The sequence below is a fragment of the Pelotomaculum propionicicum genome (assembly GCF_048984525.1).
Classification (GTDB): Bacteria; Bacillota; Desulfotomaculia; order Desulfotomaculales; family Pelotomaculaceae; genus Syntrophopropionicum; species Syntrophopropionicum propionicicum_A.
Map to the genome: position 1 here is coordinate 104928 of NZ_JBMGJC010000004.1, position 24353 is coordinate 129280.

Genomic DNA, 24353 nt, shown 5'->3' on the forward strand with positions numbered 1-24353 from the left:
CAGCTAAAAATCCCGGAAACCGGGATTTTAGTTTCACCGGGAGGGTATTATGAGTGATACCGGCCAGTTTGCCGAGATAATTGTAGATATAAGCGCGCGCGGCGTAGACCGGGTGTTCCATTACGCTGTCCCGGCAGAATTAAAAGATAAGGTTAAACCGGGCTCAAGAGTGCTGGTTCCATTTGGAGGCAGGAGGTTAGCCGGCTATGTGGTAGGGTTCGGGTATCCCGAAAGAGACGTAAAAGTCAGGGAGATAGCAGGCATCCTCGATGAGGAGCCGGTGCTGACAGAGGATTTGCTTGAGATTGCTCGCTGGATGGCGGACAGTTACCTCTGCAGCACCGCGGAGGCATTCAGCCGGATTATCGCGCCACGGTTGGGTGTAAAAGCAATACGTGAGGTAAAACTGCTTAGGCCGGCCTTCCCGGCAGATAAAACGGATGAGGTTTTAAGCGGGCTGAAACACGCGCCGAAACAGGCCTCCGTGCTCAGGGAGGCCCTGCTCAACCCGCGCCTTACCAGGAAGGAACTGGCCGCGGCCGCTCAGACCTCGCCTGCGACTGTTGACACCCTGGTTAAAGCCGGGCTGCTTGAAGCCGAGAAAGTAGCGTCGTCATATTATAAGGATGAAATAACGGCAGGGTTTACCGGTGATTGTCTAACGCGGTTAAACCCCGATCAGGAAAAAGCTGTTGAAGAGATATCTAAGGCCCTGACCGGGGGCAAATTTGGCGCTTTCCTCCTGTACGGAGTTACCGGCAGCGGCAAGACCGAGGTTTACCTGGGCGCCATTGCCTCAGCCCTGGCGGCAGGCCGTCAGGCGGTAACCATGGTCCCTGAAATATCACTCACTCCACAGATGATCGGGCTGTTCCGGGAGCGGTTCGGCTCCCTGGTGGCGGTACTACATAGCGGTCTCGCGGGAAGGGAAAGATATGACGAGTGGCGCAGGGTAAAGGAAGGCAAAGCCCCTGTGGTCCTGGGCACGCGCTCCGCTGTTTTTGCCCCTCTGCCCAGGCCGGGGCTTTTTATCCTGGACGAAGAACACGAGCCGTCATACAAGCAGGACGACCACCTCCGTTATCACGCCAGGGAGATCGCCATTAAAAGGGCTCAGCTGTCCGGCGCGGCGGTGGTGCTGGGAAGCGCCACCCCTTCCCTGGAGTCATGGTACAGGTCGGGCCGCGGCGGCCCGTATAGACTAATAAAGCTTCCGCACAGAATAGATAAAAAACCGCTTCCCCATGTAACAGTAGTTGACCTGAGACAGGAAATAAAGGACGGGAACCGCGGCATTTTCAGCCGCCCGCTTGTCGCAGCCGTCTTCGACAGGCTGCGGAAGGGAGAGCAGACCATCCTCTTTTTAAACAGGCGGGGGTACGCCACTTTTGTTGTCTGCAGGGAATGCGGCCATGTTTTAAAATGCGGCCGCTGCGACATCTCTCTTACATATCACCTGGACGGGGTGCTCAGGTGCCATTACTGCAACTACAACACCGGGCTGCCTGCCGTCTGCCCCGGCTGCGGCAGCGGGTATATCCGCCATTTTGGCGCCGGCACACAAAAGGTTGAGGATGAGGCGGCAAAAATCTTTACGGGAGCGCGCATACTGCGCATGGACAGCGACTCAACGGCCCAAAGGGGTTCGCACGAAAAGATACTGGGTGCTTTCAGGCAGGGTCAGGCAGATATTCTGATCGGCACCCAGATGATTGCCAAAGGCCTGGACCTGCCAAAAGTAACTCTGGTTGGCGTGGTTAACGCCGACACCACCTTGTTTATGCCGGATTTCAGGGCGGCGGAGCGTACTTTTCAGCTTTTAACCCAGGTAGCCGGCAGGAGTGGCCGTGGTAAGCTGCCAGGCGAAGTGCTGGTGCAGACTTACTGCCCGGACCATTACAGCATTGCGGCGGCGGCCAGGCATGACGTGGAGGGATTTTACCGTGATGAGCTTCCTTTAAGAAAATCACTGGGGTACCCGCCGTTCAGCTACCTGGCCAGGATCCTTTTCACCCATGGAGATGAGGGGGAGATCAGCAAAGGCGCGCTATTGGTCAAAGAAATCCTTGACAAAAAACTGTCCGGGCACGACAATTTTATTGAAGTCCTGGGTCCGGCGCCCGCACCGCTGAGCAGGATCAAGGGGCGGTTTCGCTGGCAGCTGGTTATTAAAGGGCCGCGCCGCGCTGAATTAAAGGATATAATCAGGGAGTGCCTGGACGATCTGGAAAATCTCAGGCCATCCTTTAAACCCGCGATAAACATAGATATTAACCCCCAGGGGATGCAATAGAAGGAGGGAATTCTTTTGGCGGTATATAAAATAGTGGAAATTGGAGACGAAATCCTTAAAGAAAAAGCCAAACCGGTGAAAAGCATCAGTTCAAATATAATCAAACTGCTGGATAATTTGGCAGACACCCTTTACAACGCCAAGGGGGCGGGTCTGGCCGCCCCGCAGATAGGGGTTTCCAAACGGGTAGTGGTGGTGGATATCGGTGAAGGGCTTTATGAGCTGGTCAATCCGCAGATTATCAGTTCATCCGGCCAGGAGACCGACATCGAGGGATGCCTGAGCATTCCCGGTATAGTTGGAGATGTTACCCGGGCGGCAACAGTAAAAGTCAAGTACCTGGACCGGCACGGTAAAGAGAAAAGTGTAACGGCTAAAGGTATGCTGGCCAGAGCCATGCAGCATGAAATAGATCACCTTGACGGTATTTTATATATTGACCGGGCTGCAAATATTAGAAAACTGAAGCAGAAGGAAGTATAGGCGACGATGCGGGTAGTATTTATGGGAACGCCGGACTTCGCCGTACCGTCGCTCAAGGCTTTAGCAGAGGCTAAATATGACGTCGCGGCGGTGGTTACACAGCCGGACCGGCCCAGGGGCAGAGGAAAAAAAGAAACGCCGCCGCCGGTGAAGGAAACTGCAAGGACCTTAAACATACCGGTTTTTCAACCTTTGAAGATAAAAGACCCTGACTTTATAAGCCTGTTAAAGGGTTTGAATCCTGAGGTTATCGTGGTGGTGGCTTTCGGGCGCATCCTGCCGCGGGATATCCTGGTACTGCCGCAGTACGGCTGTATCAACGTCCACGCGTCGCTGCTGCCGAAATACCGCGGCGCCGCTCCCATCCACCGGGCGGTTATCAACGGGGAAAAGGTTACAGGGATTACCACCATGTATATGGACGAAGGGCTTGATACAGGCGATATGATCCTGCGCGAGGCAGTCCCGATTCATGAGGAAGATAACGTTGGAGATCTCCATGACCGGATAGCCTCTCTGGGAGCAAGCCTGCTGATTAAAACTTTAAGCCTGATCAAAAGCGGCCAGGCTCCCAGGACGGCCCAGGCCGGCGAGTCTTCCTACGCTCCCATGTTGACTGCGGAAGACGAGCGGATATTGTGGGACAGGCCGGCACGTGATATTTACAACCAGGTCAGGGGAATGAACCCGTGGCCTGGAGCGCGCACGACTATGCACGGCAAGGTGCTTAAGATCTGGCGCGCAGCCGCCCTGGAGGAAGACGGGAGTGCCTCATGGCCCGGCCAGGTTATATCGTCCGGCACTGACGGGATTTTGGTCAGGGCCGGGACAGGCCGGCTTAAGATCACGGAGCTCCAGCTGCAGGGGTCAAAGCGCCTGGGTGCGGCTGACTTTTTAAGGGGGACTCCGGTACCTGCGGGCACGGCCCTGGGTGGACCTATGTAACCTGATTTATATACTACGGCGGCGGCAAGTTGTTTAACCAGGGAATAATGGTCTGACATTTTAGTGAATAATATACATGACGTTTTTTGGAGGAGATCCCGGTGAGCGTTAAAAATTTTATTCCCGTGCGCAAGAGGCTGTTTGTAGGGCTTTTAGGTTTAAGCGTGCTTGGGGCGGGAGCTCTGCTTGCGGGAATTTGGTTTTTAGCGGTCAACCCTTCAAGGACATTATTTGACCAGATACTGCTTATAAGCCTGGCCGGCCTGCTGGTTGGCGGCACGGTCATAGCCGCTTTCGGTATAGGCGGCATTGTGCTGACCATTCTGTACTCGAAGGATATTACCGCGTTTCACGGGCCGATGCGTATCGCGGTGAACCTGTTTTTTCCCCTGGTCCTTGTTATGGGCAGGATTTTTCACATAGACAGTGGGAAAATAAAGAGTTCGTTTGTCGAGGTAAACAACGACCTTGTCAGGTCAAGGACCCTCAAGCTGAAGCCGGCTCAAATACTGCTGCTTGTGCCGCACTGCCTGCAGAACAGCGACTGCCCCCATAAAATCACGGTAAACATCGATAACTGCCACCGCTGCGGAAAGTGTCCGGTCAACGACCTGCTGGAATTAAGGGATTCCTGCGGAATCAAGATCGGCATGGCCACAGGGGGCACCCTGGCCCGAAAATACGTCCAGGAATACAAGCCCCGCGCGATAGTTGCCATAGCCTGTGAGCGCGACCTTACCAGCGGCATCCAGGATACAAACCCGATCCCTGTGCTCGGGGTCACAAATGAACGTCCTTTTGGGCCTTGCTTCAATACCAGCATCAAAATACCGGATGTGGAAGAGGCAGTCCGTTTCTTTATCAATGAAGAAGAATATGAAACATTAGCCTGCAGCCATTAATGTTTACTTGTGAAACAAGCGGGAAAGGGTGGGTTTGTGTCTAAAATATCGGCAAGGGAAATTGCCCTGGAAGTATTAAAGGCGGTTGAAGGTGAAGGCTCGTACGCCAACCTGGCCTTAAACAGGATTATGGAGAAATACCGGCCCGGTAAGCTTGACCGGGCTTTTGCCACTGAACTTGCTTACGGCGCCCTGCGTTACCTGAAGACAATCGACTGGGTTTTGGGGCAATTTGTAAAACAGCCTTTAAGCGCTCAGACAGCCCCTGTGCGCAATATACTCAGGCTGGGTGTATACCAGCTGATGTACATGGACAAGGTGCCCGCATCCGCGGCCTGCAACGAAGGGGCTGAGATGGCGAGAAAACACGGGCATCCGGGCTCGGTGAAATTTGTCAACGGAGTCCTGCGGGGCATCTCCCGCCGGTTATCTGAAATAAAGTTCCCCGGTCTGGCTGACGACCCTGTCGCGCACATATCAATTAAATATTCACACCCAACCTGGATGGTGGAACGCTGGCTTAGTGAATTCGGCCAGGAAGACACTATACTTCTCTGCTCTTCAAATAACATGCCGCCGCCGAATACGGTCCGCGCCAACACTTTAAAGATTACCAGGGACGAACTTATTGAGAGGCTCGTTAAAGAAGGGCTGGCTGCGAAAGAGACGGACTTCGCTCCCGAAGGAATTGTCATCGAAGGGTTTTTGTCCATAGGTTCGATAACGGCATTTCAGGAAGGCCTGTTCCAGGTGCAGGACGAGAGCTCAATGCTGGCCGGCAGGGCTCTGACCCCGGAACCTGGCTCAAAGGTTATTGATTCCTGCAGCGCACCGGGGGGCAAAACCACACACCTGGCCCAGCTAATGGAAAACCGCGGTGAAATTATCGCAGTTGACGTCCACCCGCACAAGCTGGACCTGATTAAAGAAAACAGCGGCCGCCTGGGTATAAACATTATCCGGGAAATTGCCGGCAACGCCGCCAGGATGCCGGAAAAGCTTTATAACAGCGCTGACTATGTCCTGGTAGACGCCCCGTGTTCCGGTCTGGGGGTACTGAGACGCCGGCCTGACGCGCGCTGGCGCAAGGAGCCGGGACAAATTGCCGAACTGGTAAAACTGCAGGCGGAGATCCTGGACAGCACATCACGATGTGTCAGGGAAGACGGAGTACTGGTTTACAGCACCTGTACCATTACTTCTGAAGAGAACCTGGGCCAGGTGGAGGGCTTCCTGGCCGGACATCCTGAATTCGCGCTGGAGGACCTGACGCCCCTGCTTCCCGGGAGCCTGGATGCTGACAGGACCATGGCCCGCGGTTACCTCCAGCTGCTGCCTCACCGCCATGGTACGGACGGCTTTTTTATAGCCCGGATGAGAAAAAAAGGGATTGGAAAAGTCAATGGAGAATAAATCAAAAGAGTTTATAGCCCATGATTCAAAATTAAGGGTAAATTTAAAAGATTTGAGTTGCCCCGAACTGGAGGATTTCATAAAAGGTCTGGGCGTGGAAAAATACCGGACAAAGCAGGTGGCCGAATGGATTTTTAAAAGAGGGGCCGCCTCATTCCAGGAAATGACTAACCTGTCCAGAGAGTTAAGGGAACGGTTGGATACCGTCGCCCGGATCAGCGCGCCTGAGATCAAGGCCAGGCTGCAATCAAAACGGGGAGATACTGTGAAATACCTCTTCGGCCTGTCTGACGGCCAGGTTGTAGAGAGTGTTTATATGAAACATGACTATGGGTCCTCCGCCTGTGTATCAACACAGGTCGGCTGCAGGTACGCCTGCCGTCTCTGCGCTTCGGGCCTGGGCGGCCTGGTGCGCGACCTGAGCGCCGGGGAGATTTACGACCAGGTGCTTGGCATAGAGAAGGACAGAGGTGAGAGAATAAGCCACCTGGTGATAATGGGGTCCGGTGAGCCGCTGGATAATTACAGCGCTACACTTACCTTCATCAAAAATATTGCGGCAACCTATGGTTTAAACATCGGGTACCGCCATATCACGATATCTACCTGCGGGCTGGCGCCGGGTATCAGAAGGCTGGCTTCGGAAAGGCTTCCCCTCACCCTGGCTGTGTCGCTGCACGCGTCAAACGACAGCCTGCGCGACTACCTGGTCCCTGTTAACAGGAAGTACCCTTTGCCTGAGCTGATAGCCGCCTGCCGTGAATATGCCCGGGAGACAGGGCGGCGGGTATCGTTTGAGTACGCGCTGATCGCGGGGGTGAATGATTCCGCGGAGCACGCGCGGGAGTTGTGCGGGCTGTTGACCGGTTTGTTGTGCCATGTAAACCTTATCCCGGCCAACCCGGTTGTTGAAAGAGGCATAAAGCCGCCGTCAAAACAGCAGGTTGAGCTGTTTAAAAACATATTGGAGCGAAATGCGATAACAACAACTGTCCGGCGGGAGTTTGGGGCTGACATAGAAGCGGCCTGCGGGCAGCTGAGGCGGCGCGTATTAAACGAGACTTGACACCAATTTGGAGGTGTATAGCATGGGAATGTTCTCTGGATTGGAAGGAAGCCTGGAAAAATATATTGAAGGTTTCTTTAAGGACAGTTTCAGCGGGCGGGTCCAGCCTGTTGATATTGCAAAGAAACTGGCCAGGGAAATGAGGGACAACAGGCGTGTAAGCATCAGCAACATATATGTACCGAATGAGTATACCGTTTTTCTGCACCAGTCCGACTGGGAAAGCATTTCCGCTTTTTCCGGCGCTCTGGCAAGGGAACTGCAGGATTATGTTAGCCACAAGGCTGAGGAAAAAAAGTATTCCCTGGCGGGCCGGCCCCTGGTAAAGTTCATTACTGACGACAACATATCCACGGGGAGCATAGTAGTGGAGTCCTGCTTCAGCGAGGCTCCGCCTGAGGAAGAAAAGAACACTGTGGTACCAGAACCACTGGAACACACACAGCGATTTACACCGGTTAAAGATAGCCCACCGCCGGATTCAAAGCCGTTGCAATACGCAAAAATCCGGGTTGACGCCGGGCCAGAGCGCGATAAAATATTTAGCTTAAACAAAGTTACCATGGTTATCGGGCGCCGTGAAGACTGTGACATCGTACTCAGCGATGACAGCATTTCACGCAGCCATGCCCGCCTTGACCTGCACCGGGGCGTTTATACAATACACGATCTCGGCAGTACCAACGGCATCCGGGTGAACGGCGAAAAAGTAACATCACGGGCGCTCAAGCCCGGGGACGTGGTTACGCTGGGCACCACAGTATGTACTTTTAAGGTGGAATAAAATTGTCAGCTGTTCTTTTATTAATCCTGCGCTATGCTTTTTTACTGCTGTTAGTAATTTTCATAACCAGGCTGGTTAAATGGATGGTTAGCGACCTGTTGACGGAACAGGCGCCGCATCCGGTCGGCCAATTGGAAAAGCCTGAAAAAAAGGAAATAAATGAGACTGCCGCAAGCCGGCTTGTAGTAATAAACAGTTCTTCACCGGATCTTCAGTGCGGCGATACTTTTTTAATAGACAGGGATATTGTGCTGGGCCGGGGCGGTGGGTGCAATATTTTAATCAAGGATACATTTGCATCCAATCAGCATGCCCGGGTATTTGTGAGAAAAGGGCAGTACTGGTTGGAAGACATGGGAAGTACAAACGGCACTTTCGTAAATGAAGTACAAGTGAAACAGCCCGTTGTTCTGGCAGATGGAGACAGGATCAGAGTGGGCAGTGTCACTTTTCAGTTTGTGAGGTGGGGGCATGAAATGGGCTTATATAACTGATACCGGTCTGGTAAGGGCTTTAAACGAGGACAGCCTTTACATCTCGCCCGAGGGCAGCTTTTTTGCGGTAGCAGACGGTATGGGCGGGCACCAGGCAGGGGAAGTCGCCAGTAAAATGGCCCTTCAGTTGTTAAAGCAAGAACTGGACAGGCGCATTAACAGCGGGGAGAAAGCAGACCAGGCCCTGGTTGAATCTGTGAAGGAAGCTAACCGCTCGATTTTTGAGATGTCAGCCAGGAATTCACAGTGGCAGGGTATGGGGACTACCGTAACGGCCTGTCTGAAACGAGACGGAGAAATTCTAATCGGACAGGTGGGCGACAGCCGCGCTTACCTGCTGCGGGGCAAGCGGATTTTTCAGCTGACCGAAGACCACTCACTGGTGCAGGAACTTGTAAAAAGCGGCAGCATAACAGAGGAAGAGGCTTTCACCCACCCGCAAAAGAATGTCCTGACCAGGGCTGTCGGCACAGGGCCCGTCCTGGAGGTTGACCTGTACCGCTATAGTGTGCTTACAGGTGATCTGCTGCTGCTCTGCACAGACGGCCTGACGAGATACATACGCCAGGATGAACTTCTTAGATCAATCAACTCGTCTCCGGACCTCGATGCGGCGGTAAGGGACCTGCTAAAAAAAGCGACCGCTTCCGGGGGAGCTGACAATATTACGATTATACTTGTTGAATTTTAAGCGGCAGATTGGTTACCCCTCAAAAATGTCGTTTTAAAACGTAAACATTCTAAACGGAGGTTTTTAAATGTCTGCCGGAGTGCATTATGCCGCTCCACATTCCAAAATCAGGGGATCAGCCGGGGACCGCACAGTTGAAAGGAACCTGCTGTTTCTTGTCGGGTTATATTCACTGGCGGGAATGATGACGCTTTACCTCGGTGTACCCGGGTCACGCGGCGTCCTCGCAGTACCGGCGGGGCTGTCAGTAGCGGCGGCCTTTTTGGCGGTCCATTATTACTGGAAGCGCAGCGGGTACAGGGGCGATCGTTTTTTGCTTCCCATCACGGCGGTACTTATCTCGACAGGCCTGGTATTTCTTTTCAGACTGGACCCGGCCTATGGCATGCGTCAATTTATATGGATTTTAATCGGGCTGGGGACACTTGTCTTGACATCACGCCTGCTTTTGGATTTCCGCTTTCTCGGGGACTACAAATATATATACGCGCTGGTTGGATTAATAGCTTTGATACTGCCTATTTTTTTCGGCAAGGTGCAGGGCGGGGCGAAAAGCTGGCTTGATTTTGGTTTTTTCCAGCTGCAGCCATCAGAATTTGTTAAAATTCTTTTAGTACTGTTCCTGGCCAGCTTTCTTGCTGAAAACAGGGCTGTTTTGACCGCGGGCACCAGGATTCTGGGTTGGATTTCCCTGCCGGGGCCGCGGGAGTGGGTCCCCCTGGTCGTCATGTGGGGCATATCGCTGCTGCTTTTAGTTTTTCAGCGCGACCTCGGGACCGCCCTGATTTATTATGGCACTTTTCTGGCCATGGTATATGCGGCCACCGCCAGAATATTTTATGTTCTCTTTGGAATGGGTCTTTTTACGGCCGGTGCTTCGGTAAGTTATTTATTATTTGATCATGTGCGGGACAGGGTGACAATATGGCTGAACCCATGGCCGTTTATTGACAATATCGGCTACCAGATTACCCAGTCTCTTTTTGCCATCGCCTCCGGCGGAGTCCTCGGCGCGGGCTTTGGGCAGGGTTTTCCGGGTTATATACCGCTCGTCCATTCCGATTTTATTTTTTCGGCTATCTGTGAAGAGCTGGGCCTGCTGGGCGGGGCATGTATTATAATGTTGTTTATGATCTTTGTTTTCAGGGGTATGAAAATAGCCTTAAATGCCAGGGATGACTTTGCGGCTCTGGCGGCTGCCGGGCTGACGGCCCTCTTTGGCCTGCAGGCCTTTATCATTATTGCCGGGGTGACCAGGCTGCTGCCTTTAACCGGAGTAACACTGCCTTATATCAGCTATGGCGGCAGCTCTCTGGTCGCAAACTTTATCCTGCTCGGGTTATTGCTTAATATATCACACGAGGCAGACGACAGTATATGAAACAGAACATAAAAAAACTCGGCATACTGATTATCGGGCTGCTGACTGTGCTGGTGCTTTACCTTTCATACCTCAATGTCGTCAGGGGCTCCGCTATTGCGGCAAACCCTTTTAACCGCCGCTTTCAGGAATATGAGGCACAGGTCCGGCGGGGTACTATATATGACATCAACGGGGCTGTTTTGGCCAAGACCAATTTAACCGGTGATGAAAATAAACGTGTTTATCCGAAGGGAAGCGAAACAGCTCATCTTTTGGGATATATCTCGGAGAGGTATGGACGGGCAGGACTTGAATCTGTATGCGACCGCTATCTTTTGGGGATGGAGGGAGCTGACCGGATCAGGAATTATATTAATAAGCTGCTGGGCAGGGAACAACTGGGCGGCGATGTAACGCTTACTATTGACTCTTACCTGCAGGGTGTGGCCATGGATTTGCTGGGGGGCCGCCGGGGAGCGGTCGTGCTTCTCGACCCGAGGACCGGCGCTGTGCGAGCGCTGGCTTCCAACCCGAGTTATGATCCCAACGAACTGGACGAGCTCTGGCCACAGCTGGTCGAGGACGAAGATTCGCCGCTGCTCAACCGTGCCGCCCAGGGCGCTTACCCGCCGGGCTCAACATTTAAAATAGTTACCGCCGCGGGCGCCCTGGCCGCAAAACCGGATGCCGCCCGGAAAACATTTAAATGCCAGGGCTTTATCGAGGTAAACGGATACAGGCTGAATGACACCTCGGTGCACGGTGAGGTTAATTTTAAAAGGGCCATAGCCGTATCATGCAACTCAACTTTTGCCCAGTTAGGCCTGGACCAGGGCGCGCAGAACTTCTCCAGGGCGTTTAAGGCTTTCGGCGTCGACCAGGACCCCGGCATCGGCATACCTGTGCGGCCGGGGACGATGGCCGCCGCTGACGCGATGATCCCTACCGAGCTTGCCAGCAGCGCTATCGGTCAGGGTGAGGTGCTGGTGAGTCCCCTGCATATGGCCCTGGTGGCTGCGGCTGTTGCCAATAAAGGCGAGATAATGGGCCCGTACCTGATCGAGACGGTAAAAGATTCCATGGGGGAGGTTTTGCAGCAGGGGTCGGCTCGTCGCTGGCTTAACGCAATGACGCCGGAGATATCAGGGACTATTAAGGACGGCATGGTGGACGCGGTAAAATACGGCACCGCCACAGCCGCCGGGGTGGCAGGCGTACAGGTAGCCGGCAAGACAGGTTCCGCCCAAAACCCGCACGGACAGACCCACGCCTGGTTTATCGGGTTTGCCCCGGCAGACCAGCCAAGGTTAGCCGTAGCTGTCCTGGTGGAAAACGCGGGGTCCGGCGGCGCGGTGGCCGCTCCCGCGGCTGGACGTCTCTTATCCGCTGCTTTAAACAGAGGGTACTGATTGGGTCGTGGGTCGTGAGACGTGAGTCGTGAGAATATACTGCATTTTCTTTGTGGACATTTTATCTGATAAGGCTTTGTGGTCGTGAGTGGTGGGGCATTAGACATGAGAATTGTAGGTGCGGCTTCAGCCGCACAATGGTCGGATGAATCCGGCCCTGCAACTTTCTGGTTTTCAATATAGCCAATTGTATGAAATGAGATATGTGATAGGCGGGAAGTTTTACTTGCAGGAAAGAATCTGTATATACAGAATAATTAATAGAATTTAATCCTGGGTTTATCCATTCTAAAATCGCGGTATTCTATCCGGAAACAAAAGGCTTTTTATACTCCTTTGATAACAATAGAGGTGAAAAATATTGATTGGAAAAATTATGGGGAACCGTTATGAACTTCTAAAGCAGCTTGGCGGCGGGGGAATGGCTATTGTTTACATGGGGCGGGATACCCTGTTAAACCGCCTGGTAACAGTTAAGATGCTCCGCCCTGAATTCACAAGCGATGAAGATTTCGTAAAACGGTTTCGCAGGGAGGCTCAGGCTGTAGCAAGCCTTTCCCACCCAAACATAGTCAGTATTTATGATGTCGGGCTGGAGGATAACGTACACTACCTGGTGATGGAATATGTGGAAGGGGATAACCTGAAAAACCAGATCAGGGAACTTGGTGTTATCCCGGTCGACAGGGCGGTCGAGATTGCCCGCCAGGTAAGTGAAGCTCTTCAGCATGCTCATGAAAACAATATTGTACACAGGGATATAAAGCCGCAAAATATATTGATCACAAAGGGGGGGCGGGCCAAGCTGACCGACTTTGGCATAGCCAGGGAAGCGACGACCGCTACTCTTACCCAGACCGACACTATTGTGGGATCGGTGCATTACCTGTCTCCCGAACAGGCGAGAGGCGATACAGCCGATGCCCGGTCCGATATATATTCACTGGGCATTGTATTGTACGAGATGGTTACCGGAGTCCTCCCGTTCAGGGGAGAAACTCCTATCGGAGTCGCCCTGAAGCATATTCAGGAAAGCCCGGCCCAACCTTCAAGCCTGAACCCGTCTGTTCCAACAGGGCTTGAAAGGGTAATTAACCGTTGCATGGCAAAAAACCCCACGGACCGCTACCAGGCGGCAAAGGACATGGCAGCCGACCTTGAGAGGCTGTCAGGTTCGGGGGTTGTCGAGCCAAACCAAGAAGTTGACGAATTTGCCACCAGGGTTATCCCGACCGTACGGCCTCTACAGGACTCCCGGCCGGCTGTTGAAAACACAACAGCTGTCCGGCAAAAAAGGCCGTTCATATTCTGGGCGGGACTGGTCCTGCTGGTATTGGTAATTGCCGGCGCCGGCGCTTTCTGGTATTATGTCAACGTTCCGGAAGTAAGCATGCCTGATGTCGCGGGGGAAACAGAGGAGGACGCCAGGGATATACTACAGTCACAGGGCATAAAACATATCCAGGTCAACCGCAATGCTCACCCCACTGTCATGCAGGGGATGGTTATTTCACAGGATCCGGAACCCGATACAAAGATTAAAGTAACGCGGACCGTAACGCTTTCAGTCAGCCAGGGGCCTGAGCTCCGTGATGTCCCTGATGTAAAAGGCCTTACCTTAAATGATGCCAGGATCAAGATAAATAAAAACGAATTGAATGTAACAGATCCGGTCCAGGAAAGGACCAGCAACGATGTTCCCGCAGGAGTTGTGATCGATCAGGATCCCAAACCCGGCTCGAAACTGTCCAGGGGATCCGGAGTGCTGTTATTTGTCAGCAAGGGGCCGCAGCCGGTGAGCCAGCAGGTTCCCAGCCTGATTGGCCTTACGGTTGAAAGCGCCAGGGCTGAACTGGACAAACTAAAGCTGAAGCTCGATCCTAACGCGGGCAGGGCCACCAGCGCCGATTATTTTGCCGGCCAGATCATCAGCCAGAGCCCGGCCAAAGGCACCGAAGTCCAGGAAGGGTCAACCGTGCAGGTAATCCTCAGCAACGGCCCCGGACCGTCGAGGCGGGTAGCCAGGGTCGAGGCCAATATACCTGATGACAATAGAGATCACGAGCTGAGAATTGTAGTAAAGGACGCCAAAGGGACTAACGATTTTCATGTTGACACTTACTCTTCCGGAGAAAGAGTGGTTAAAGAAGTGCCCTATTACGGAAATGCTATTATACAAGTATATATAGATAAGAAACTGGCTGGTGAACAGAGTTTTGAATAACCAGGATAACCTTGTCGAAGGTATTGTGGTTAAAGCTTATGGAGGATATTTCTATGTCCATGACGGCGTGAGCACGCGGGAATGCACACTGCGCGGCCGTTTGCGCTACTTAAGACAGCAGGTGATGGTAGGCGACCGGGTGCTTATGGCGCCTGGCCAGGACAGGGGAGGAATAGTTCAGGAGGCACTGCCCCGTCGTTCTGCTTTGCTCAGGCCGGCAGTGGCCAATGTGGACCAGGCTGTAATTGTTTTTTCCCTCCGGGACCCTGAACCGAACCCGGGCCTTTTGGAGCGTTTTCTTATTACCGCCGCTCTGAACGGTATTACGCCGGTAATCTGTTTTAACAAGGTCGACCTTACGAAAGAAGACCAGGTAGAACTCGTGACAAGGTACCGGGAGAACTACAATGTGGTCGTCACCAGCGCTAAAACCGGTGCAGGCCTCAGCTTTCTGCGGGAAACTCTGAACGGTAAAATATCGGTGTTTGCCGGTCCCTCCGGGGTAGGCAAGTCAACGTTATTAAATTCTATAATACCGGGCCTGAAACAAAAAACAGGCGAGGTAAGCGCCAGGCTGAAAAGCGGAAAACATACCACCCGCCATATTGAGTTAATACTACTTGCAGACGGTGGTTTCGTGGCGGACACACCAGGTTTTTCAAGTATGGACCTGCCTGACATAAAACCGGAGGACTTGGCCGGACTATTTCCCGGTATTGGTGATTATCAAACAAATTGTTACTTCACCGGCTGCCTGCATTACAAAGAACCGGGCTGCTCGATCAAAGAAGCGGTGGAAGAAGGCAATATCAGTAAAGGCCGCTACCTGCAGTACCTGGAATTTTTGGAGCAGCTTATGGACAGGAGGAGGCATTAATGCCGCTCATTAAAATAGCGCCATCAATTTTATCAGCCAATTTCGCCGCCCTGCTCGATGATGTCAGCGCGGTCGAAAAAGCCGGGGCTGAATATCTCCACATAGACGTTATGGACGGCCATTTTGTGCCCAACATTACTGTCGGTCCTCTGGTGGTGGAAGCTTTACGGGAAAAGTGCTCGATGTGCTTTGACGTCCACCTGATGATCGAAAACCCTGACCTTTACATAGAAAGATTTATTAAAGCAGGGGCCGATCTGATCACGGTGCACGTTGAATCTGTCCGTCACCTGCACCGTACAATCACGTTAATCAAAGAAAACGGAATCAGGGCCGGGGCAGCCCTCAATCCGGCGACCCCGCCTGATACTATTGAATACATCCTGCCGCTGCTGGACCTGGTGCTGCTGATGACCGTTAACCCGGGTTTTGGCGGTCAGAGCTTTATCCCGGAAGTGCTGCCGAAGATAAGGTCCGTCCGGGAGATGGCTGAGCGGCAAGGGCTAAACCCGGAGATACAGGTGGACGGCGGCATCAATAAAGACACGGCAGCCTCGGTAGTGAGAGCCGGAGCTAATGTCCTGGTGGCCGGATCAGCGATTTTCGGCGGGGGCGACATTGCAGCGGCGGTGTGCGAGCTAAAAAAAGCAGCGGAAGGTGGTGCCTGAACATGGCAGTATTTAAGTGCAGCGAATGCGGAACGGTGGTGGAAGCCCGCTGCAAACCGGGAAAGTGCAAGAATTGCGGCGCGGTAAAAGACAAGCTCGTCAAAGAAGAACTGCCAAAGAAAGATAAGTGATACCGGGTGCTGCAGGCTGACTGTTTCCTGCAGCACTTCGACTTGAAAAGCACACCGGGACGGTTCTTGTGTCGATTCTTACCCCTGGAAACAAAAAAAAGAAAAAAGAGAAATTTTTTTATTGCCATATATATCGTTATATTGTAATATATTAATAATATAAATTTTATATTAACTCAAGGAAGGGGGAATCTAATGAAGGACCTTGCGGAATATAAAGAAAAGGCGGATATGCTTAAAGCACTGGCTCACCCCACCAGGCTCTGTATTGTACACGGCCTGATAGAAAACGAGTGCAACGTGAACGGAATTATTGAATGCATGCAGATGCCCCAATCCACGGTTTCTCAGCAGCTTGGCGTCTTGCGGAATTACGGGATTATTGAAGGAAGGCGCAAAGGCACGGAAATTTGCTACTCTGTGGTTAACAGCCAGGTCAGGAAGCTTGTCAATATATTGATGGATAATGAATAGGAGGATGACGATGAATTCTGAAAAAGTTGTAATTATCGGTGGAGTGGCCGCGGGGACCAAGGCGGCGGCCAAGGCGATGCGTGAAAACCCGGACCTTGATATTGTTGTTTTGACCAAAGATCGCCATGTGTCTTACGCCGGGTGCGGCCTGCCCTATTATATCGGCGATGTGATCAAAGAAGAGAAAGAACTGCTGGTCAAGAGGCCAAAAGATTTCAGGGCTGATTTTGGCATTGAAGTAATCACAGACATCGAAGCTACAAAAATAATGCCGGGAGAAAAGACGGTCCTGGCAAAGGACCTGAACACTGGAGAAGAAAAGAGTTACGTGTACGACAAGCTGGTGCTGGCCACCGGCGCCTCACCGTTTATTCCACCGGTGGCAGGGACAAAACTCGGCAATGTCATTACCGTGCGCACTGTTAATGAAGCTACCGCCGTTAAAAAGCTTTTAGTTGAACGGAATGTGGAGGACGCGGTGGTTGTAGGCGGAGGTATGATCGGACTGGAAGTGGCTGAAAACCTCTCCCAGCGGGGAATTTGGACAACGGTTGTTGAACTGGCGCCCCACATCCTTCCCACACATGATGTTGATATTGCTTTAAATGTGCAGAATTACCTGGCTGAAAAAGGGGTCAATGTCATTACCGGCACCGCTGTTAAATCTTTTGAAGACAACGGCCATGGTTATGTGGCAGCTGTTTCAACAGACAATGGCTTTCTAAAAGCCGATCTCGTTGTCCTTTCGGTAGGCGTCCGCCCGAATGTGGACCTGGCCAGGGACTGCGGTATAACGCTGGGGCCTACCGGGGCAGTTGCTGTTAATGACAAAATGGAAACAAACATAGATGACATATATGCGGTGGGAGACTGTGCCGAAAATGTCAACCTGATTACCGGCCGGACAGTCTGGTACCCCATGGGTTCAACAGCCAATAAAACCGGGCGGGTCGCAGGCATAAACATGGCCGGCGCCGCGGCGGAGGATTCTATGAAGGGCGTCCTGGGCACTTCGATATTGAAATTGTTTTCCCTCAACATAGCTAAAACCGGACTTTCAGAAAGAGACGCCAGGTCACTGGGTTACAAAGTGGAGACAGTGCTGGTGCCGGCGCCAGACCGGGCTCATTATTATCCCGGCAGCCGTCAGATTGTCACTAAGCTGATAGTCGACCGGGATAGCCACAGGGTCCTGGGCGGGCAGATTTTTGGCGAGGGCGTTGTCGACAAACCTATCGACATCCTGGTAACTGCAATCAGTTTCGGCGCAACCGTCGACCAGCTGGCCAAGCTTGATCTCTCCTACGCCCCTCCCTACTCCACCGCTTTGAGTACAACAGCGGTGGCAGCCAATGTGATGATGAACAAGCTGGCCGGTAAATTCACTGGAGTCGGACCCCTAGAACTGAAAGAAAAAATGGAAGCCGGCGCAGTGCTGGTAGACGTTACGACAGATAAAGAATACATGGTACGTAATATTCCCGGCTCTGTCAACATCCCGCTGAGGCGGCTGCTGGAAAGGTCAGGCGAACTTGATCGCAAGAAGGAGATTATCCTCTACTGCAAGGTAGGCCTGCGTTCTTACCTGGCTCTTTTAAAATTAAAGAGACTGGGTTTTGAAAAAGTCAGTATACTGGAAGGCGGCCTTGCCGCCTACCCGTTTGAAACGGAATAAGGAGGTATATAAAATGGCCGAAAAAATGATCAACGCGAGGGGAATGCAGTGCCCCGGCCCCATCGTGCAGCTGTTCAAAGAAGCCCAGAACTGCGCCTGCGGCGATATCCTGTGCATAGAAGTAACAGACCATGGGTTTAAAAAAGATATAGCCGCCTGGTGCAAGAAGACAAAAAACGAGCTGCTTTCCCTGGAAGACGAGGGCGGTGTGATCAAGGCCAGGATTAAAAAGGGCTGATTTAAGACGTGAGAAATGAGACGTGCAGTGAGACGTGAGAATGCAAAGAGACGTGAGTCGTGGGAAATGAGACGTGAGAATGCAAGATATTATTAAGGGGTTATAAATTAAGACCTTGAAGGAATGCAGGATATACTCACGACTCACGTCTCACGACCCACGACCAAAATGGGAGGGATGACTTTGGATGCGAATAAAAAGACAATTATAGTCTTCAGCGGAGATCTGGACAAAGCCATGGCATCCTTTATTATTGCGAACGGCGCTGCCGCGATGGGCAACGAGGTAACTATGTTCTTTACTTTCTGGGGCCTTAACATATTGAGAAAACCGGAAAAAGTAAGGACCAGAAAAAGCTTCTTAGAGGCCCTGTTCGTCTGGATGATGCCTCGGGGAGCGGGCAGGCTTGGCCTGTCTAAAATGAACTTTGGCGGCATGGGCGCCTTTATGATGAAGACTATCATGAAGCAAAAGAAGGTCAACACCATGCAGGAGCTGATCGAAACTGCGCGGTCGCTGGGAGTTAAGATGATCGCCTGCACCATGTCCATGGACGTGATGGGTTTCAAGGAAGAAGAACTGGTCGACGGCGTTGAGTTCGCAGGAGTGGCGACCTACCTGGGCGAGGCTGACGAGGCCAACGTCAATTTGTTCATCTAGATTGGAGCACATTGGTCGGCTGAAGCCGACCCTACACTCCCCTTCAGATTGAAAGGCGCCTGCGTTACATCGCAGGCGCTCAGACTGTCGAAAACTAACTTACATAGTCCATGGTGTTGAAACCAGCTGCTCCATTGGGGTCTGAGAAATGAGATGTGTGACGTGAGAGGTGTAGGTGCGGCTTCAGCCGCACATTATTGGCGGGTAAATCCCGCCCTACAGAGGAATACCCGGCTCAAACCACGACACACGACTTACGACTCAAATATCCCACGACTCACGACCAATGTCGCACGACCCAAATGCCAAGCGGATTCAACGCCATGGAGACTTTGTCTACAACATGAAGCGCCTGCGAGTAATTATCGCAGGCGCCTTTAGCTCAACGAGCAGGGTTTGTATCTTATCTTTATTTTATCTCGAGCTTGTTCAGCTCCGTCAAATCTCCCATGCTGTTGGCCTTGATCATGCCCTGGGATAAAGTATATAGAGTATTGTTGATGTAAAGGATCCTCTGGACGTCTTTTTCACTGTCGTACCAGTAGTTGCCTGCCTTCAGGTAATCTTCGCCTGCAAGGTGCGTGATCCTTCCTTTAAGTGAGAACCCGCTTTCCAGGTCAATATTATAGACATAAGCGCCCTGGAAGGAGAAGGTGCCGTATTCCGGCCACGGCTGGCCGTAGCTGTCTGTGCCGCTCCTCACTTCCATGACCCTGACCGGGAAGGCCAGCAAGTTTTTATCTTTGGAGAACAGCAGCGCCTTGTGGTTGTGCAGCAGCTCGGAGTCAGTCCCGCGGTCGCCGATTACTTCCCGGAACATTTCAACCGGGTTGCTGACGTCGCTGACATCAAATACGGCCATTTTCATACCCATGTAAAACGCCATGCTGTCGCCGCCCCACTCTTTTGCCCCCATCTCCACGGTGTCTTTGCCGAAGCCGATGATATGGTTTTCGTCATACGGGTGCAGGTAGTCGCTGTAGCCCGGTATCTTCAGTTTGCCCAGTATGGCCGGGTTCTGGGGGTCCTGCAAGTCCAGCACGAAGAACGGGTCCACTTTTTTGAAAGTTACCATGTAGGCGCGGTCTCCCATGAAACGTACCGAATAGATTTTTTCTCCCGGCGCAATGCCTTCAATCTTGCCGGTAATATTTAAGCTGCTGTCCAGTACGTAAACATTGTTTTTGGAGGTATTTCCATCCGTGCGCCAGACTTCCCCGCGGGTTGTGGCAATCCTGAAATAACCGTTATGCTCGTCCATGGAAAACTGGTTCAGGATGGAGCCCGGCACCTCCCCGCTGGACTTGTAGGTTAAGCGTCCATCGTCCAGGCCAAACTTGTATACCTTTGTTTTACTGGTGTCGTAAGACGGCCAGATTTCAGCCTCTCTTAACGGCACGACCGGCCCTCTATAGTAGTTATAGCTGGTTACAGCTACGTACAGGTTGTCAGTCGAAGCATAAATGTTCTGGCCTGAACCCAGGTAGCTGGAAACCGAAGCTGCTTCGCCCGGGCTGTCAAGTTTAAGACCGGCGACAATCAGGTAGCTTGGTTCCGCAAAATCGGGGAAACACTTGATGTCGGGGTAGTCTATTTCAACAAAGCCGCCGCCGGCCGCCGAGTCACGGTACATGGGTTTGGGTTCGTCAATTTCCCTGCCGGGGTAATAGTATATATTTTTATTGGCGATCAGGTACAGGGAATCCCCCGTTTTGCGGGAGGAAACATAACTGCCGTTAAGCTCCAGCTCGCGCACCTGCCTGACATTTGCTTTATCTTCTATATTGTAGATAATCGCTTTCATGTTTTCTCCCTGGTAGTGGTACGGAGGCATCATTTCGGGCATGATGCGCGTATCAACTTTATATAATGGAGGATAATAATTAATGGTGCGCCCTATAACCACCAGGTAGGTGCCGTCGACGTATATTTCCGCCGGGGAGAAAGCTTTATCGGCGTAGCTCAAGGTGCTGACAACAGACATTCCCTCGGGCGGGTAAGCTTCGGCGATTACTATTCTTTCCTTGTTGACCTGGTAGATGTAATTGCCGTCGGTTTTTACTATGTCAGCCTCGTCCACGCCCTCAACCTGCACGTTGGTCCTGGAGTAGTCATTGTCGCTGCTGCCGCCGGGCGCCGCTCCAGGCGCGGCCTTCGATTCCTCGCGCGCCATTGACTGCGCTGGCACAGCTCCCGTGACGAAGTCAAGTTCTCCTTCATATTGGGCCTGCTTGTTTTTAAGGAGCTCCTTCAGGTTTTCATAAGAGCCGACGGACGGCAGAAACGCGGCCTCGCCCTGTGCCGGCTGCGGCAGGCCGCCTGGCGGCCCGATCAGGACGGATTGGGTTGCCTGGTGCCAGTCCACGGTGTAGCCGAAGGCTTCCGCTATGTACCTGGCCGGCAGGTAAGCACGGCTGTCTCTCAGCACCGGCGCCACGTCCATTGTTGAGGGCTGGCCGTTTACGTACAGGGTGCTGCCGCCGATGGCAGCGCTGACGGTAACATCGCCCTGGGCCAGTGTTACCGACTGTGATGAGGAATTCCAGGCTATGTTTTCGTCGGAAATACCCAGGGATAATGCAAGGTAGCGCATGGGCACATAAGCGCGGTTGTTTTCAATAAAAGTTTGGGCATCCATGGCTTTAGCCAGGCCGTCTGAAGTGTATGCCCTCTGACCGGCGGTGAAAATCGCGGAATGGTCCGGTTCCGCGCTGGCCCGGGAATAATTGATCAAAAAGCCGGCCAGGGTAAATAAAATAATCCCGAGAACAACTATTTTCCTCATCTGCAAAACCCCTATCCTTGTTAATTTATTTGTTAGACGGCAGCATATTGAGGCTGGTTCATTTTGCCATTGAATAATTTCATTTTTCTATCTAAAAACCCTGTTTTTTCATGTGATAAATATTTATAATTAAATGCAAGTGTTAAATATATATGGCGAAAGGTTTTAAATACTATGGAGAATAATGGTGTATCCACTTATCATATGGCCCGTTTTATTACCATTGCCATGGACCTGGCGGAAAGAATAGCCAGCGGAGAATATCACAAGGGACAAAAGATATCGGGCAGATCCACATTAGCCGGCCTTTATAACGTATCCCCGGAGACTATCAGGCGGGCGCTGTCGCTTTTACAGGAGTCGGGTGTGGTAAAAGTGCTGCCGGGAACCGGCGTGATTGTCAACTCGGTGAAGTCCGCCCAGGAGTACCTGGCTGAGTCCAGCCAGTATAAAGTAATCAAAGAAATGCAGGAGCGCCTGGCCAAGCTGGTGCAGGAGAGGAATAAAATTAATTCAGATATTGAGCACCTGACTTCGGAATTGCTGGATTACGTGTTGAGCGTGCTTTCAGCGAAGCATAAGATCTGAATACGTATCCTGGAGACATGGCCGGCAAGCTATTGACATACAGTATGGCGGGTCATATAATATTTTTATATATTGAAGCGACAAGTTGAATAGTGAAACCTTCAGGGACGGGTGCAATTCCCTACCGGCGGTATGGCCTCAGGATTACCTGAGTCCGAGCCCGCGAGCCCATACGGGCAGATCCGGTTAGATGCCGGGGCCGACAGTACAGTCTGGATGGAAGAAGGTGAGCGTTGGCCTTTTAAAAGGACTTTTTATTAAGGCTGGTTGTCTTTTTCTAGCTCTGTGGACCCTGGGGTTTTGTACCCGGGGTTTTTATATTTAATGACTTTAGGATAGGCTTCAATGATAATTTCTGAAGCCGTCAGGCAGGCTTTAGAGCGGGAAGGCTGTTATGGACAAAGGCTATATGAAGCTGGCCCTGGAACTGGCAGCCAGGGCGAGAGGCCGGACCAGCCCCAACCCCATGGTGGGCGCGGTCGTGGTCAAAGAAGGGAAAGTAATAGGCCGGGGTTATCACCTGAAGGCAGGTACACCCCATGCCGAGATCCACGCCTTAAATGAGGCGGGGGAAGCGGCCCGGGGGGCGGAGCTGTATGTGACCCTGGAGCCGTGCTGCCACTACGGCCGCACCGGCCCATGCACCGATGCGATTATAAAAGCCGGTGTGGCCAGAGTCATAACCGCAATGACGGATCCCAACCCGCTTGTGGCCGGGGAAGGGCTGAGGCTGCTCAGCTCTGCCGGCATAGAGGTTGCCTCTGGTGTGATGGAAGCAGAAGCGCTTGAACTGAACGAGGTTTTTATTAAATATATCACCACCCGCCGGCCTTATGTGGTTGCCAAGGCGGCTGTAAGCCTTGACGGAAAGATCGCCACCCGCTCCGGTAAATCGAAATGGATCACGGGCGAGGGAGCGCGCGCATACGGCCGGCAGCTCAGAGACTGGTATGACGCGATCATGGTCGGCATCGGGACGGTGCTGGCTGACGACCCCTCCCTTACGACACGCCTGCCGGGCGGAGGAGGGCGTGACCCGGTCAGGATTATCCTGGACAGCCGGGCCAGTATTCCATTAAACGCCATGGTATTGACCCAGCAGTCTGGTTCCTCCACGGTAATTGCCGCCACCTCCGGGGCTCCTCCGGAAAGGGTGGAGGCGTTGCGCAGGACCGGTGTTGAAGTGCTGGTTGTTAACGAAGGGCCGCAGGTGGACCTGGATGAACTGATGAGGCTTTTGGGAGAAAGGGGTATCACCTCCGTTTTGATCGAAGGAGGAGCGGCAGTGCACGGCTCAGCTTTCTCCTCGCAAATAGTCGACAAGGTGGCCTGGTTTATCGCGCCGAAAATAATCGGCGGCCGGGACGCGCCCGGACCGGTGGGTGGGCCGGGAGCGGACAGCCCCTCAGAAGCCGCGGTGCTGGAGCGGGTTAAGGTAAGCCGCCTGGGCCCGGACATTCTGGTGGAAGGGTATTTAAAATACTCAAATTGAAACCATTTACCTGTACAGGTTTAAATATAAGGAGGATTAATTTGTTTACGGGCATTGTTGAAGAACTGGGGTCCATTAAAGCCGTGCGGCGCGGCGCCGACTCGGCCCAGCTTTTGATTGAAGCGGCCAGGGTTATCGAGGGGAGCAGGGTGGGTGACAGCATCATGGTGAACGGTGTCTGCCTCACCTCGGTACAATTCGGAGACCATAATTTTACCGCCGACGTCATGGCGGAGACCCTGGATAAAAGCAATCTCGGCAATTTAAGAACAGGGGACAGGGTGAACCTGGAACGGGCTCTGCGCCTCGGCGACAGGCTGGGCGGACATATTGTCAGCGGCCATATCGACGGGGTCGGCGCCATAACCCGCCTTGAAAAGCACGATATAGCCACCCTTGTCAGCATAAAGGCGCCGGATGCGGTGATGCGCTACATTATTAAGAAAGGGTCTGTGGCCATAGACGGGATCAGCCTGACAGTCGTAGACTTGGCCAAAGATACTTTCCAGGTATCCCTTATCCCTCATACGGCGCGGGAAACCACGCTGGGTTTTAAAAAGGCCGGGGCAAACGTGAACCTTGAAGGTGATATCATCGGGAAATACATTGAAAGGATGATGGACTTTCACGGCAGCCGGGAGAGCGGCTCCAGATTAAACATGAGTTTTTTGGCGGAACATGGTTTTCTTTAAATAAAT

At 52.5% G+C, this 24353-nt stretch carries 23 protein-coding genes and 1 riboswitch; of the genes, 22 read left to right on the forward strand and 1 reads right to left on the reverse strand.

Translation table 11 applies throughout. The features are described from left to right. The first annotated feature begins 49 nt into the window (after window positions 1–49). From priA to ACOBQJ_RS05810, 19 genes are all read left to right on the forward strand, one after another. A complete protein-coding gene (gene priA / locus ACOBQJ_RS05720) occupies window positions 50–2293 on the forward strand; it encodes a replication restart helicase PriA (protein ID WP_421070768.1) in 2244 nt (747 codons plus the stop codon). A 15-nt stretch (window positions 2294–2308) separates the two neighbouring features. Beyond that, complete coding sequence (def, locus tag ACOBQJ_RS05725) at window positions 2309–2776, forward strand: peptide deformylase (RefSeq protein ID WP_421070769.1); 468 nt, start codon at window positions 2309–2311, stop codon at window positions 2774–2776. A 6-nt stretch (window positions 2777–2782) separates the two neighbouring features. Beyond that, window positions 2783–3721, forward strand: coding sequence for a methionyl-tRNA formyltransferase (gene fmt / locus ACOBQJ_RS05730; RefSeq protein WP_421070770.1), 939 nt, complete (start codon window positions 2783–2785; stop codon window positions 3719–3721). A 101-nt stretch (window positions 3722–3822) separates the two neighbouring features. After that, a complete protein-coding gene (locus tag ACOBQJ_RS05735; RefSeq protein ID WP_421070771.1) occupies window positions 3823–4623 on the forward strand; it encodes a DUF116 domain-containing protein in 801 nt (266 codons plus the stop codon). A 36-nt stretch (window positions 4624–4659) separates the two neighbouring features. Then, window positions 4660–6036, forward strand: a complete 1377-nt coding sequence (gene rsmB / locus ACOBQJ_RS05740; protein ID WP_421070772.1) for a 16S rRNA (cytosine(967)-C(5))-methyltransferase RsmB — start codon at window positions 4660–4662, stop codon at window positions 6034–6036. Beyond that, window positions 6026–7102, forward strand: coding sequence for a 23S rRNA (adenine(2503)-C(2))-methyltransferase RlmN (gene rlmN, locus ACOBQJ_RS05745; RefSeq protein ID WP_421070773.1), 1077 nt, complete (start codon window positions 6026–6028; stop codon window positions 7100–7102). Before rsmB ends, rlmN begins: the two co-directional genes overlap by 11 nt. A gap of 22 nt (window positions 7103–7124) precedes the next feature. Then, window positions 7125–7886 (forward strand): FhaA domain-containing protein, encoded by a 762-nt coding sequence (locus ACOBQJ_RS05750; protein ID WP_421070774.1) that lies wholly within the window; start codon window positions 7125–7127, stop codon window positions 7884–7886. 2 nt (window positions 7887–7888) lie between these two features. Then, on the forward strand, window positions 7889–8380 hold the full coding sequence (locus ACOBQJ_RS05755) for an FHA domain-containing protein (RefSeq protein WP_421070775.1): 492 nt from the start codon (window positions 7889–7891) through the stop codon (window positions 8378–8380). Continuing rightward, window positions 8358–9071, forward strand: a complete 714-nt coding sequence (locus tag ACOBQJ_RS05760; RefSeq protein ID WP_421070776.1) for a Stp1/IreP family PP2C-type Ser/Thr phosphatase — start codon at window positions 8358–8360, stop codon at window positions 9069–9071. The genes ACOBQJ_RS05755 and ACOBQJ_RS05760 overlap by 23 nt, the downstream gene beginning before the upstream one ends. 67 nt (window positions 9072–9138) lie before the next feature. After that, complete coding sequence (locus ACOBQJ_RS05765) at window positions 9139–10452, forward strand: FtsW/RodA/SpoVE family cell cycle protein (protein ID WP_421070777.1); 1314 nt, start codon at window positions 9139–9141, stop codon at window positions 10450–10452. Beyond that, window positions 10449–11843: a peptidoglycan D,D-transpeptidase FtsI family protein gene (locus ACOBQJ_RS05770; RefSeq protein ID WP_421070778.1), complete on the forward strand. Its 1395-nt coding sequence runs from the start codon at window positions 10449–10451 to the stop codon at window positions 11841–11843. Before ACOBQJ_RS05765 ends, ACOBQJ_RS05770 begins: the two co-directional genes overlap by 4 nt. 361 nt (window positions 11844–12204) lie before the next feature. After that, window positions 12205–14067, forward strand: coding sequence for a Stk1 family PASTA domain-containing Ser/Thr kinase (gene pknB / locus ACOBQJ_RS05775; RefSeq protein WP_421070779.1), 1863 nt, complete (start codon window positions 12205–12207; stop codon window positions 14065–14067). Further along, window positions 14060–14944, forward strand: a complete 885-nt coding sequence (gene rsgA, locus ACOBQJ_RS05780; protein ID WP_421070780.1) for a ribosome small subunit-dependent GTPase A — start codon at window positions 14060–14062, stop codon at window positions 14942–14944. Before pknB ends, rsgA begins: the two co-directional genes overlap by 8 nt. After that, window positions 14944–15612: a ribulose-phosphate 3-epimerase gene (rpe, locus tag ACOBQJ_RS05785; protein ID WP_421070781.1), complete on the forward strand. Its 669-nt coding sequence runs from the start codon at window positions 14944–14946 to the stop codon at window positions 15610–15612. Before rsgA ends, rpe begins: the two co-directional genes overlap by 1 nt. 2 nt (window positions 15613–15614) lie before the next feature. After that, window positions 15615–15743 carry an RCKP-type rubredoxin-like domain-containing protein gene (locus ACOBQJ_RS05790; protein WP_421070782.1) on the forward strand — a complete coding sequence of 43 codons (129 nt, stop codon included), beginning with the start codon at window positions 15615–15617 and terminating at the stop codon, window positions 15741–15743. Window positions 15744–15938: 195 nt separating this feature from the next. Further along, window positions 15939–16217: an ArsR/SmtB family transcription factor gene (locus ACOBQJ_RS05795; RefSeq protein WP_421070783.1), complete on the forward strand. Its 279-nt coding sequence runs from the start codon at window positions 15939–15941 to the stop codon at window positions 16215–16217. 10 nt (window positions 16218–16227) lie between these two features. Beyond that, a complete protein-coding gene (locus ACOBQJ_RS05800) occupies window positions 16228–17892 on the forward strand; it encodes an FAD-dependent oxidoreductase (protein ID WP_421070784.1) in 1665 nt (554 codons plus the stop codon). 13 nt (window positions 17893–17905) lie between these two features. Next, complete coding sequence (locus ACOBQJ_RS05805; protein WP_421070785.1) at window positions 17906–18130, forward strand: sulfurtransferase TusA family protein; 225 nt, start codon at window positions 17906–17908, stop codon at window positions 18128–18130. Between the two features lie 177 nt (window positions 18131–18307). Beyond that, a complete protein-coding gene (locus tag ACOBQJ_RS05810) occupies window positions 18308–18790 on the forward strand; it encodes a DsrE/DsrF/DrsH-like family protein (protein WP_421070786.1) in 483 nt (160 codons plus the stop codon). A 409-nt stretch (window positions 18791–19199) separates the two neighbouring features. Here ACOBQJ_RS05810 and ACOBQJ_RS05815 read toward each other — a convergent pair whose 3' ends face one another. Then, complete coding sequence (locus ACOBQJ_RS05815) at window positions 19200–21575, reverse strand: beta-propeller domain-containing protein (RefSeq protein WP_421070787.1); 2376 nt, start codon at window positions 21573–21575, stop codon at window positions 19200–19202. Window positions 21576–21749: 174 nt separating this feature from the next. On the opposite strand from ACOBQJ_RS05815, the gene ACOBQJ_RS05820 reads away from it, so the two are divergent. The 3 genes from ACOBQJ_RS05820 (at window position 21750) to ACOBQJ_RS05830 (ending at window position 24347) form a co-directional block, all read left to right on the forward strand. Further along, window positions 21750–22163: a GntR family transcriptional regulator gene (locus ACOBQJ_RS05820; protein WP_421070788.1), complete on the forward strand. Its 414-nt coding sequence runs from the start codon at window positions 21750–21752 to the stop codon at window positions 22161–22163. 93 nt (window positions 22164–22256) lie between these two features. Then, window positions 22257–22395: riboswitch (FMN riboswitch) on the forward strand. Between the two features lie 162 nt (window positions 22396–22557). Continuing rightward, a complete protein-coding gene (ribD, locus tag ACOBQJ_RS05825; RefSeq protein ID WP_421070789.1) occupies window positions 22558–23655 on the forward strand; it encodes a bifunctional diaminohydroxyphosphoribosylaminopyrimidine deaminase/5-amino-6-(5-phosphoribosylamino)uracil reductase RibD in 1098 nt (365 codons plus the stop codon). Window positions 23656–23696: 41 nt separating this feature from the next. Then, window positions 23697–24347, forward strand: coding sequence for a riboflavin synthase (locus ACOBQJ_RS05830; protein WP_421070790.1), 651 nt, complete (start codon window positions 23697–23699; stop codon window positions 24345–24347). Window positions 24348–24353 lie beyond the last annotated feature (6 nt).